Here is a 12874-nt window from a genome sequence, read left to right as displayed (position 1 = left end):
ATTAAACAAAATTTTAATACTCTTTTACTTTTTTCTATTAATGATGATCGTGTTCTTCAACAGCCGAACCAATAAACAATGATGATAACATTGTAAAGATAAACGCCTGTAAAAATGCTACTAATAATTCTAACACTGTTAAGAATAAAGTTAGCAAGAACGACACACCTACTGCACCTGGCGTTGTTAATGTTTGTTTCATTACAAACGCTACTGCAATTAACCCCATTACTACCGAGTGACCTGCTGTAATATTTGCGAACAAACGAATTAATAACGAGAATGGTTTTGTAAACATACCTAAAACCTCAATTGGCGCTAAAACAATTTTCATTGGCCACGGCACACCCGGCATCCAGAAAATGTGTTTCCAGTAATCTGCATTTCCGCTAAAGTTTACATATAAGAACGTAAACAATGCCAAACAAACAGTAATTGATATGTTTCCTGTAACGTTTAACCCAAGTGGCGTTAAACCTAATAAGTTTAATAAGAAGATTAAAAAGAAAACCGATAATAAATACGGCATGTACTTTTTATATTTTTTCTCACCAATGTTTGGGCGAGCCATTTCATCGCGTACATAAATTACCAATGGTTCTAATGCGCGTGCAATTCCTTTAGGTAAGTTATTTGGTGATGATTTGTATGTTTTTGCTAAAGCAGTAAATCCTAAAAATAATAATACAGTTGCTAATAATAAACCTACAACATTTTTAGTGATAGAAATATCGAAAGGTTTTTCATTTGTAGGATGATGATGCTCATCATAAGAAATGGTACCAGCAGCATCTGTTTTATAAATTTTACCGTGGTAGTATTTATAATGTTGTCCGCCGTTTTCTACAACTGTTCCTTTGTAAACAAAATCTTCGGTTGACATAAAAACTTTCAGACCGTTATCAATCAAAATAACTGGTAATCCAAAACCATAATGTTTGTGCTCTTCTGCATTTCCAAAGAACGAATAATAATGATCGTCCATTAAGTGATGCTCTGTGTAAGCTTGTACAAATTCTCTTGAACTTGGATCAACCTCAGCATGTGTATCATGTGAATCATGAGTTTCATGTGACGTTTCTGTAGTAACAGCGTGCAAAGAATCATGCGCTGAAACAACTGGTGTTTCTGCATTTGAAACCAATGGCATCAAAGCAAATAAAGCAGCTGTTAGTAAATGAAGTGATTTTTTAATAGTCACCATACCGGGATTAAATTTTTTATGTTTCAAAAATTTTGTGCAAAAATACATAATTTATCGTTTCCGCACAGAAGTATTTTAAACTTTTTTTATTTATTTATTTTCTGATGAATGTGATTGATTTAAAACACGATACGTTACGTACACATCAAAAAACATAAACAAAAAGAAAACGGCTAAAAAATTGTATTTAAAAAAATCATCTGCTGCACTGGTTTTCAACGCACTGCTTATAGCAAAATAATTAATTACCAGTTTTAGCGTTAAGAATCCTAAAAATATAAATCCTAAATTTTGCGGCATGCTTTTCCCAATACCTACCACAGCAAAAATTAACAATGCCGACAGCAGAAACTGCAACGCATAAATTTGCCAAAGCTGCATGTAAGCGGTATCCCACAAAGGCAGGTGTTTGGTGATTGACTGTAACAAAAAGTGCAAACCGAAGGAAACCAGCGCCAAAATTGCCAACTGACCTATAAAAGCTAATGCTTTACCCATTTTTATTTAATTTATTAACCTGACTGATGACTTGATACATTGCCAGAAAAATTCCGAGCAAAGTTACACTTTTTGTTCCCCAATCGTCATATATTAAATACTTTTTATCTAACCAGCCGCCAATCTTGTAAAACACATAAATTGTTGCACCCATTTGAAAGGGAATCGATGTAAAAATCAACCACTTACTGGCAACACTTGGTTTTTTGGGCAGTTTGTTATTTTCCGGCATCCTTAATATATTCTTCCCAGTTTTTCTTGATAAGCACCACACCGTAATCATCGGTACTTATTAAAACAGGATTCTGCTTAATGTTGTAATCCGATTCTAATTCCAGATACATTTGCGCCGATTTTGCTATGTTACCCGATTTAACCCCGTGCAGTACAAAGAAAATAGTGTTATCGTTATACATATCGGCACTAAAAATAAGCCCGGTATGGCGTCGGTCGTTTGCATATTGTTCCAACTTCAGCTTTAAGGCACTACCCTCTTCTGTTAACGGATATGGAACTGCATAAACCATTTTTATGTTTTTAGATAAATCGCGTTTAAACTGTAATCCTTGTAATTTAGGCAAATCTTTCGCAATGATTCGTTCTGCTTCTTTTCCTTCTTTTGTTGTAGGATACGTTAATGCCACATATTCTAACGCTTCACGGTAATTGGTCAATCCGCGTAGTTTACCAATCGTCATTGCTTTTAACAATTCGTATTTACTGATGATTCCATCGCCAATAACCGTTGGTATTTTCGTATCTAATTCCTGTAAGGTTTCATAAAAAGCACCATTTGCGTACAAGCGGTAAATTTTATTGTAATCATCAACTGGAGATCCTTCTGTAGAAAGCACCGTATTCGGATTCATTGCCACCTGCGTGTATCTTGAATTTGGATGGTTCGTTTTTAAATCTTCCAACATTGCTTGCGCTTTGGCAGGATCGATCTTTAAATAGATCTTATACAAATGATATTTTGCAGGTTCAATTAAACCAACTTCCGGATTTATAGAAAGCAAATGTTCTAATTTACCCGCAGCCACTTCATATTCTTCCAATCGATCGCTGTACAACAATCCTAACTGATAATACGCATTGTCGCGCTCTGTTTTAAGATTGGTTAATTCTGTTTGATCTGTCGGGATTTGTTTCAGATAGAAATCTACATTGTATCGTGCCACCGCAGGATCGTTCGGATCTTCTTCGGTTGGAGTTCCAGCTGCTGTTTGATCTTCGGTTTGTTGTGTATTTGCAGCAACTGTTGCCGCACTGCTCGAAGCTACCGATGACCAACGCCAATTGTCGGTTAACGGTCTGTTACCCCATTTTCTGTTAAATTCGCTTTTACCTTGCTGTACGGTATTGGTATTGTAAAAATAGAAATTTGACGACGCACTTGTACTTGGCGCCATTCCCGGCATTTGCGGATTTGCCTGTTGAGCAGCTACTTGCTGTGCTTTGGCATCATCTGCCTTCAGTTTTTCGATCAGCTTTTCAATTTCTTGTCGGCGCTGTCTATCGTCTTTACCAACCAAATTCAAAATACTGTCATTTTTTCGGGCGATTTGTTCGTATCGAACAATATCAACCAAATTATTTCTTTTACGTTTTACCTGAACATATTCGCGCGACATAGGGTTCATGTAAACCATTGTTGAATCGTAATATTTTCCGGCTGTCTCGAACTGTTTTTTCTGATAGTAGATATTTGCCAGCTTGTTGTAGTTGGATACTTTTACATATTCATTAGTCTTTCCAACTCTTAAAGACATATTGTAATCTTTAATGGCTTTATCTTTTAAATCGTACGCTTCGTGCATCACACCCAACTGATGAAAAATTATATCGGAATACGGGCGGTTCTCACGATCGTTCAACAACGATAAATATTGGCGGACAAACGCTGTAGTATCAACAGTGGAAATATCCTGATTGGCAAATTTTTCGGCATGCGCATTAATAACCAATGCACGAGAAATTCTGCGATTATAATCTATTACATCTTGGAAATTTTTAACCGCATCACTTTTCTGACCGGTTTTGCTGTTCAACTGTCCTAAAATGTATGTATAGCGAGCCTTTTCGTCGGTATCGCTTGTAAGATCAATTGCTTGTTGTAAAGGAATTTTAGCAGAGTCTAAATGTTCTAAATGAATGTAGCCTTGTGCTAAAGTGGCGTAGGCATCGGCTTTTGTTTGATTTTTTAAAGCAGCTTCACTATCTCTAAAAATCTTTTTGATATTTTGTATCGCCAACCCGTAATATTCTAATTTTAAATTGGTTTTTTCTTTCCAAACCAACGCATCATAAAACAAATCACTGTCGGGATACTTTAAAATGATGTAATTGAAAGCTTCAATCGCAGGTACAAATCGCAAATCCTGATAACGCGCTTTACCCAAAAGCATATACGCTTCATCCATCTGCGGATTGTGTTCTTTACCAGCAACATTTATAGAGTGCTTTTGGGCAGCTTTTACAGCTTTGTCTTCTGCTCGTTGAAAATGTGGATTTTTCTCTGCAACGCCCGTAATTATCAGTGCTTTTTCATCTTTTTGGGCAGGTTCAACTGTAATCAGATTCGAAAAATCATCGACATATTTCTTTTTAAGTTCCATTACACCACGGTCATAAGCAACCGTACCGTTGTAAAGCACGTTGTATTTGGTGGTAGTAGCGTGATATCTTTTATTGGCAAAGCCTGCTTTTTCGGTAGAACAAGCAATGGCTACCAAAAGAATAAATAAGACAGGAATATATTTAAAGGAAACAGTTTTCAATAGATTGATTTTTTACAATAACTAAAAAACACAGAATTTCGTATAAATAATTTAAAAAACTTAACGTTCTGTACTTTAATGTGTAAAAATAATAAAACAGAACAAATTTTCATTATAAAAAGAATTTAAAAAAATCGCTCCAAAAAATGGAGCGATTCTTCTTCATAGCAAATTTTTGCTAATCATTTTAATCTAACCAAAAACCAATTTATTTCTTTAAATACTAAAAATATATTATCGAATGTACGAATTAAAATAACATTTCACAAACTTTAATATAATTTTTTAATAATTTATCTTAAAAATAATTAAAAAGTTTTGCACTACATTTGTTTTTTAAATTTTTAGAATGAAAAAGGATATCGATTTTCCTAAATCGGAAAATGTTTTTTTAGCAGCTATACAGCAATGGAACGATGATTTTCTGGAAAACAGCTGGTATGTTTATCTGATAAATAACACCGACGAAACTTTAGAAATGGTTTTAGCTGTTTCTCGTGCTTATGGCATCATCAATAACGAACAGCGTGCAACCGGAACGTTTCGTCATGCTTTTAAAGAAGTTGCTCCTAAAAGCATCATTAAAATTGAATTATTAGAAAACAACGTTTTACAGTTAAACAACGAATTTGCTGTTACCTATTTTTTAAACAACAAAATGTTCGACAAAACTTTTGTTTTTAAAACCAACACCATAAACGACAAAGCTTTAAGCGATATTCCCGGAACTGATTTACGAGGAGTTTTATTGAAATAAAAAAGCCAGATTTTAAAAATCTGGCTTTTTTTGTTTTATGCTTCTTTATGTTTTCTGTTTGATACTAACGACCAAATAACCGAGATTGCCAATACCGAACCAATAATGGCTAACGATATAGAAGAATCGAAATGGTAGTAAGGCATAATGATCATTTTTACCCCGATGAATGCTAAGATAATTGCCAAACCGTAATGTAGTTTAGAGAACATATCCATTGAATTTGCTAGTAAAAAGTAAAGCGAACGCAATCCTAAAATAGCAAATATGTTTGATGTATAAAGAATAAACGGATCGTCTGGTGCAATGGCAAAGATTGCAGGAATACTATCTACCGCAAAAACCAAATCGGTAATTTCTATTACAGCTAACGCAACGAATAAAGGCGTTACCATTTTTACACCATTTTCAACCGTGAAGAATTTATCGCCATGAAAATCTTTGGTAACTTTAAAAAACTTGTGAACCAATCGAACTCCGATATTTTTTGACATATCAGCTCCTTCTTCTTCGTCCTCATGATTGTCTGAAGCCCAGGATTTTATTCCGGCAATTATCAAAAAGATACCAAAAACAAACAGTACAACGTTTAATTGTCGTGGTTCGCCTGTTTCGGGATCAATTCCCAAAAACGGTAAGGTTACATAAGTTAGTTTTATCAATTCAACTCCTGCAAAAATGAAGATCGCTCTAAAAAACAAAGCTCCTAAAATTCCCCAGAAAAGTACTTTGTGCTGATAATCTTTTGGTATCTTAAAAAACTTAAACACCAGAATAAACACGAATAAATTATCAACCGACAAGGCTTTTTCTATCCAATAAGCTGCTTGATATTTCGCGAAATTATCGGTAATTCCGTAAGGTTTATCTAACACCCAATAAACAACGCCACTGAAAACCATAGAAAGAGCAATCCAGACTATTGACCAAGAAAGCGCTTCTTTGTTTGATATGGTATGACTTTTCTTGTTGAAAACACCTAAATCAAGCAAAAGCATTATTACAACTGCAACCGCAAAACCGCCTATTAGCCAAGGGTGGTCTATTAAATGATCATTTCTCATAGCGTATTAATCTAATTTATCTGTTAGTTTTTTAAATACTTTTTTAGGTTCTTTATTGTTGTACAAAATGTCGTAAACGGCATCAATAATCGGGGTTTTTGCTTTTAGCTCCAAATTCATCAGGTAGGCACTTTTTGCTGCATAATATCCTTCGGCAACCATATTCATTTCCATTTTTGTAGAAATTACGGTGTAACCTTTACCAATCATGTTTCCAAACATACGGTTGCGTGAAAAAAGCGAATATCCTGTAACCAGCAAATCGCCCAAATAGGCAGAATCGTTTATGTTACGTTTTAATTTGTGTACTTTCTTGATGAATTTCTTCATTTCTCGAATGGCATTACTCATTAACAACGCCTGAAAGTTATCGCCATAACCCAAACCGTGCGCCATACCTGCTGCTATTGCATAGATATTTTTAAGCATTGCGGCATATTCGGTTCCCATAACATCGTCTGATGTTTTTGCTTTAATATAATGGCTGCTTAAACTTTTTGCTATTACATCTGCTTTTTCTAAATCGCCACCGGCAATTGTAAGGTATGAAAGTCGTTCTAATGCAACTTCTTCTGCGTGACATGGTCCTGCCAAAACCGCAATATTTTCTATAGGAATGTTGTAGGTTTCCATGAAATGCTGACCAACAATTAAACCTGTTTCGGGAATGATTCCTTTAATGGCAGATACAATGATTTTACCTTCTAAAGAAACGGTTAATTTTTCCAGTTCGCTCCCCAAAAAAGCCGACGGTATGGCGAAAACAATATAATCTGCATAGCTGATTGCTTCGTTAATATCGGTTGTCAGCAAAAGCTGATCGGTATCAAATTCTACCGAACTTAAATAATTGGGATTGTGCTTATTAACTTTTAATTCTTCAATTGCAGTATCGTTGCGCATATACCAGGCAATTTCAGACAAATTGTGGCACAGCATTTTAGCAATAGCCGTTGCCCAACTACCACCGCCAATTACTGCAAACTTTGGATTGTTAATCATTCTTATTTTTTTGATTTGCAAAAATAGACTTTTTAAACTTTCTTTAATTTATTATTTTGTTAAGCTTAAATTATTTATGTTTTTGAACAATAAACACATTTTGCTTTGCGTTGTACTTATGATTTTTAATTTGATTTTTTAATAAATTTAAAAAGCGACTTCGTTATTGTTGTCGCTTTTTGTTTTAAAAAAAGACCCTTTCTTATTTTTATTAAAGATAATCTTTTTAATTATTTCTTATAGAACAAATTATGATTGATGTATTCCCAAACTTTGGTATCTAACATTGGTTTGATATTTTTTTGCTCTTTTATGCTGTTGCGGATGAATGTGGAAGATAATTCTATAATCGGTGCATTTACTTGATGAATGTTCGGATGATTTAGGAATTCGTCTGGAACCTCATCGGTTGAAATTCGTGGATACACATACAAATTATAATCGTTCAGAATCAATTCGAAATTTTTCCACTTTTTGAGCGATTTTAAATTATCCTCGCCCATTATCAAAGAAAATTCATGTTGTGGAAATTTTTCCTGCAGATGCGCCAGCGTGTTTACAGTGTAATTTGGCTGAGGCAGTTTAAATTCTATATCGCTCGGGATAATTTTATCGTAATCTTCTGTAGCCAGATGCACCATTTGCAAACGATGATAATCTGCCAGCAAACCCGATTTCTTTTTCAGTGGATTATGCGGCGTAACAACCATCCAAAGTTGATCTAAATCGCTGTTTTCAACAATATGGTTGGCAATAATTAAATGCCCCACGTGTATAGGATTGAATGTGCCGAAATACAAACCTACCTTCATAACTTACTTATTTAAAAAGTTTGAAACCAAGTTGCAGGCTTCTTTTTTAGCTGTTTCCAAATCGTGATTTTCCAAAATAACATCGAATTCAGGTGCACGAGATATTTCGCGTTCTGCCTTTTCTAATCGCATAGCAATTTTTTCATCACTTTCGGTTTGGCGAAAACGTAAACGACGCTCTAATTCTTCAACAGACGGCGGACTAACAAATATTGCCAGTGTTTGATCTGGATATTGTTGTTTGATGTTTAAACCGCCCACAACATCGATATCAAAAATTACGTGCTTGCCTTCTGCCCAAATACGTTCGATTTCGGTTTTAAGTGTGCCGTAATAATTGTCTTTATAAACTTCTTCAAACTCAACGAAAGCATTTTCTTCGATTTTTTTCTGAAAATCTGCCGGAGAAATAAAATAGTAATCTTTACCATTTACTTCGTCGCCACGCATATAACGTGAGGTTGCCGATATAGAAAAATCTAAACACAATTGCTGCTGTGTTAGTAAATGCTTTACAATTGTTGTTTTACCAGAACCCGATGGCGCCGAAAAAACAATCAATTTTCCTTGTTGTGTTGTCATTTATATAGTGTTTTTGATTTATAGAGATTGAATAAATTACTATCCTTTTTGTCAAACCGCACTTGATGCGGTTTCTCATCCTTTTCTCAAACTTTTGAGATACTGCACTTCGACTGCGCTCAGTGACCCGTCCAGCATGACAACTAGAGATCTATTCAATTATAATATATTTAAAACCTGTTCTTTGATCTTTTCTAATTCGTCTTTCATTTTCACGACCAACTTCTGCATTTCGGCATGATTAGATTTTGATCCCATGGTATTGATCTCGCGACCCATTTCCTGTGCAATAAAACCTAATTTACGACCCGCGTGTTCGTTGGCATTCATTGTTTCCAAGAAATAATCTAAATGATTGGTTAAGCGCACTTTTTCTTCGTTGATATCTAATTTTTCAATATAATAAACAACTTCTTGTGCGTAACGGCTTTCATCGATATTAACTTCTAATTCCTTTAAATTTTGCAGTAAACGATCTTTTACCGATTTAATTCGATCTTCTTCGTAACCTTCAATTTCTTTCATACAGCTGCGAATATTCGAAATGCGGTTAGCAAAATCGTTCCCCAATTTCTCGCCTTCCTGCTTACGGAATTCGTTGATGTTAATCAATGCTTGGTTTAAAACTTTTACAATTTCGTTCCATTCCTGTTCATCTAATTCACAACGTTCTACTTTTAAAGCATCGGGCATACGAACCGCCATTTTCATTAATTCGGTAGCATCGGCATCGGGAATAATGTTTTTCATTTGAGCGATATAAGCCCTAACGATTGGCGCATTTAAGGTTGCCGATGTTTCTTCGCCGGTAACTTCGATAAATACAGAGCATTCCACTTTACCACGTTCTAATTGCTGGGCAATTACATTGCGAATTTCCAACTCTTTTTCTTTATAAGGTTGTGGTAAACGTACGCTTAAATCTAAATTTTTTGAATTTAACGATTTAATTTCTACCGTTATTTTTTTTAATGGCAACTGCACCAACGCTTTACCAAAACCTGTCATTGAATAAATCATACCGAATTATAATAAAGGTGCAAATTTAGTAAATTGTAACATACCTTGTTAATTATTTGTAAAACAAAAAGCTGCCTTAAAAAAGACAGCTTGTGTTTTGTTAGGATGTAGATGTTTTTTTAAATAATTAAAACCTATACCCAACCGCAACAGCTAATTTTGCATTTGCCCATGGTCCTTTTATTTTAACATCAACGCCTTCATCGTTTACGTTATAAGTATATTTTACAACAGGAAGTTCTACTTCATCTATTGCTTTGCGAACTTCGGCTTGTTCTTCGGCATCTAAAGAGCGTCTGCCGCTTAATTCGCCCGATGCAAAACCGTAACTTAAGCCTACAAATGTAACATCGAGGTACCACTGCGAAGCCAATCGCCATTGTGCACCAAACGACAATCCTCCGGAGAAACCATCGACATTTCCGTTAATAGTTACATATTCTATTTGTTCTTTGTAAATATAATCTACCGGAATATCAACCGAAAAACGATCGTATCTTAAAAAAGGAGCTATATAAAAACCACGCATTCCTTCTTTACCCATATAAAATCGGACTTCGGGCGTAAATGAAAAGGCGTTCATTTTTACATCTTTTAAAATATCAATCGCACCTTTGTCTTTCACAATATCTTCTACCGCACCAAAAAACGGAATACTACGCTTGGGCATGATGTTGATATTGGCGGCGATACTGGTTTTTGGAGCGATTAATCGTTCGTATTGAAGCGAAATGGTCGAAGATGTTAAACCAAGTACATTCCACTTAACCATGTTTTTATCGTCAGAAAAATTGGATGATTCTTGCGCAAATCCGCTAAAGCAAAGCAAACTAAAAAGTATGGTGACTGTATTTTTCATAGCAAACAGGTATTTTTACTTTCAACGGTTAATTTACGCAAAATATTTCTGTCTGATAGTTAAATAATCATATTCTTCAAACCAATAAAATCAAAAAAAACGAACCTATTTAAAGTTCGTTATTATTCTTCTATAATCAGCTCGCCACAAATGGGTGTTTGAAAAGCTTTTGAAAATTCTTTTGCCGGTAAATCTTTTGGTAGTAAAACCATTAGTTTGGTTATAGCGGCTTCGGTAGTAATATCGTAACCCGAAATCACGCCAATCTGCTTTAACGCAGTACCGGTTTCGTATTTACCCATATCTACACTTCCACCCCAACATTGCGTTACGTTTACAATTTTTATGCCACGATCTATGGCTTTTTGCAGGGTATTAATAAACCAAAACTGGGTTGGTGCGTTGCCAGATCCAAAGGTTTCTAACACGATTCCTTTTAAATTGGGAATGTTTAAAATAGCTTCCAATACGTTTTGAGTAATGCCAGGAAAAATCTTGAGAATAAACACGTTGGCATCTAATTCTTTCTGAATGATTAATTGTTTCGATTCATAAAAATCATCCAACAAATGTTCGTTTACTTTTAAATGCACGCCACTTTCTGCCAAATGCGGTAAATTGGGCGATGTAAAAGCATTAAAATGTTCGGCTGAAATTTTGGTGGTTCTGTTTCCTCGATACAATTTGTATTCAAAATACAAACCTACTTCTTTTATAACAGGAATTTTATCTTGATGAAGCGATGCAATTTGTATTGCGGTAATTAAATTCTCTTTAGCATCGGTACGAAGATCGCCAATTGGCAGTTGCGAACCAGTTAATATTACCGGTTTTGAAAGATTTTTCAGCATAAAACTCAATGCCGATGCAGTGTACGACATGGTATCTGATCCGTGCAAAACCACAAAACCATCAAAATCTTGATAGTTTTTTTCAACAACTTCGGCAATCGTAATCCAATGCTCCGGATTCATATCAGAAGAGTCGATAGGATCTTCAAAAGAATACGTATCAATAGTGCAATCTAATAACTGTAATTCGGGAATACGCTCTAACAATTGGTTAAAGTTAAAGGCTTTTAAGGCACCGGTTTCAAAATCTTTAACCATGCCAATGGTACCACCCGTGTAAATTAAAAGAATAGCCGGTTTATGCATTTTGTAACTTTAATTTGTTAACCACCGGGTTGGCGTACATTTCTAAAAACGTATCAACCATAGGCTCGTTACCTTTGTCTAATTTTAATTCTAAACGGCGTAAAAACAATTGCTTTTCCTTATCGGTATATTCATTGGCAAAACGGTCGGTATCGTTCAATAAATCGTACGCAATGTAATTGGTTGGCCACAGTTTGTAGTTCGAAATAATCTGCTCGTCGATTACTTTTGCAAGCATTTGAATTTGTTTGTTTACGTTGGTGGTTTCGTTTTTAATAGTATCCAATTCCGTATTTAAAGGTTTGCCAACATGTAAATGAATACGTTTTTTTTGACCAACAACGCCGCTCATTAAATTTAAAAAATCTTCGTTTTTATCTTTAATATACAGTTCGTCTGCCATTTTTGCCATAAGCTGCGGCATTTTTAGTTTATCGGTAGGATCGTACTCGTAAGATATCGTTACAGGAACAATGCGCAGATTCTTAAAATAATCCATCATAGAATCTTCGTTGCACGCCATACCAATCATTTTTAAAACGCCTTGATGTGTTGCATCGTTTCCGTCTTTCGTTCTTCCTTCGCGCTGTGCGATCCAAACCGAACGATTTTCTTCTTTCAGTAAATGATGCATGTATTCTGACAACAGCTTACTGCTTTCTAACAATTCACGAGGTGAAAGCCCGCGTTTTACAATAAAGTTTCGATTTAATTTGGCAAGATCCATGAACAACTGTTTCTGAACCAGATTATCGCCAACTGCAGAACCGGTCATAATTTTGCCGTGTTCCATTAGCAAAACGTTCAAAAAACTGGTATCTAAAAGGATATCACGATGGTTTGATATGAAAAGATACGATGTATTATCGTCTAAATTTTCAAAACCAGAACTCGATAATCCTTCCGATGTATTTTTTAAAACCTGTTGTAAGGTATGGTAAATAATTTTCGATTGAAAGTCGCGTATGCTGTGTATACTGTTAACCAATTCGTTAACCTGTTCATCTGAATATTCCGGAAATGTATAATCTATCAACGATTTTACCATAGGATGATGGGCGATATTCTGAAGTACTTTTGGCACTTCTTCATCGTGATAAAAACGTATCGAATCGAATTTAGACATAGTTTGATTTTAT

At 35.1% G+C, this 12874-nt stretch carries 13 protein-coding genes; 1 reads left to right on the top strand and 12 read right to left on the bottom strand.

Translation table 11 applies throughout. From position 1 onward, the window contains the following. Positions 1-37: 37 nt before the first annotated feature. The 4 genes from atpB to porW form a co-directional block, all read right to left on the bottom strand. A complete protein-coding gene (atpB, locus tag BM253_RS06130; RefSeq protein WP_091521087.1) occupies positions 38-1204 on the bottom strand; it encodes a F0F1 ATP synthase subunit A in 1167 nt (388 codons plus the stop codon). Positions 1205-1294: 90 nt separating this feature from the next. Further along, on the bottom strand, positions 1295-1702 hold the full coding sequence (locus BM253_RS06125) for a hypothetical protein (RefSeq protein ID WP_091520801.1): 408 nt from the start codon (positions 1700-1702) through the stop codon (positions 1295-1297). Next, positions 1695-1934: an AtpZ/AtpI family protein gene (locus BM253_RS06120; RefSeq protein WP_091520797.1), complete on the bottom strand. Its 240-nt coding sequence runs from the start codon at positions 1932-1934 to the stop codon at positions 1695-1697. The genes BM253_RS06125 and BM253_RS06120 overlap by 8 nt, the downstream gene beginning before the upstream one ends. Continuing rightward, positions 1921-4482, bottom strand: coding sequence for a type IX secretion system periplasmic lipoprotein PorW/SprE (gene porW / locus BM253_RS06115; RefSeq protein ID WP_143095594.1), 2562 nt, complete (start codon positions 4480-4482; stop codon positions 1921-1923). Before porW ends, BM253_RS06120 begins: the two co-directional genes overlap by 14 nt. Before the next feature lie 349 nt (positions 4483-4831). Between porW and BM253_RS06110 the strand changes: the two genes are divergently transcribed. Beyond that, positions 4832-5239, top strand: coding sequence for a hypothetical protein (locus tag BM253_RS06110; protein WP_091520790.1), 408 nt, complete (start codon positions 4832-4834; stop codon positions 5237-5239). Positions 5240-5274: 35 nt separating this feature from the next. On the opposite strand, the gene BM253_RS06105 is transcribed toward BM253_RS06110, so the two are convergent. The 8 genes from BM253_RS06105 to BM253_RS06070 form a co-directional block, all read right to left on the bottom strand. Then, positions 5275-6303 carry a TerC family protein gene (locus tag BM253_RS06105; protein WP_091520787.1) on the bottom strand — a complete coding sequence of 343 codons (1029 nt, stop codon included), beginning with the start codon at positions 6301-6303 and terminating at the stop codon, positions 5275-5277. Positions 6304-6309: 6 nt separating this feature from the next. Beyond that, on the bottom strand, positions 6310-7305 hold the full coding sequence (locus tag BM253_RS06100) for an NAD(P)H-dependent glycerol-3-phosphate dehydrogenase (protein WP_091520785.1): 996 nt from the start codon (positions 7303-7305) through the stop codon (positions 6310-6312). 230 nt (positions 7306-7535) lie between these two features. Further along, complete coding sequence (nadD, locus tag BM253_RS06095; RefSeq protein WP_091520782.1) at positions 7536-8117, bottom strand: nicotinate (nicotinamide) nucleotide adenylyltransferase; 582 nt, start codon at positions 8115-8117, stop codon at positions 7536-7538. Positions 8118-8120: 3 nt separating this feature from the next. Further along, positions 8121-8699 carry a guanylate kinase gene (gene gmk, locus BM253_RS06090; protein WP_091520778.1) on the bottom strand — a complete coding sequence of 193 codons (579 nt, stop codon included), beginning with the start codon at positions 8697-8699 and terminating at the stop codon, positions 8121-8123. Between the two features lie 159 nt (positions 8700-8858). Next, entirely contained in the window at positions 8859-9719 is an 861-nt protein-coding gene (locus tag BM253_RS06085) for a YicC/YloC family endoribonuclease (protein WP_245758458.1), read from the bottom strand. A gap of 127 nt (positions 9720-9846) precedes the next feature. Next, positions 9847-10578, bottom strand: a complete 732-nt coding sequence (locus BM253_RS06080) for a DUF3575 domain-containing protein (protein ID WP_091520773.1) — start codon at positions 10576-10578, stop codon at positions 9847-9849. Positions 10579-10700: 122 nt separating this feature from the next. Then, the gene (locus BM253_RS06075; protein WP_091520770.1) at positions 10701-11735 is read right to left on the bottom strand and encodes an asparaginase; all 1035 of its coding nucleotides are present in this window, start codon (positions 11733-11735) and stop codon (positions 10701-10703) included. After that, entirely contained in the window at positions 11728-12861 is a 1134-nt protein-coding gene (locus tag BM253_RS06070) for a 1-acyl-sn-glycerol-3-phosphate acyltransferase (RefSeq protein ID WP_091520766.1), read from the bottom strand. Before BM253_RS06070 ends, BM253_RS06075 begins: the two co-directional genes overlap by 8 nt. Between the last annotated feature and the right edge of the window lie 13 nt (positions 12862-12874).

The organism is Paenimyroides ummariense, assembly GCF_900115115.1.
Classification (GTDB): domain Bacteria; phylum Bacteroidota; class Bacteroidia; order Flavobacteriales; family Flavobacteriaceae; genus Flavobacterium; species Flavobacterium ummariense.
The sequence above is the reverse complement of the archived record's forward strand: the minus strand, read 5'-3'. Positions and strand labels throughout refer to the sequence as shown.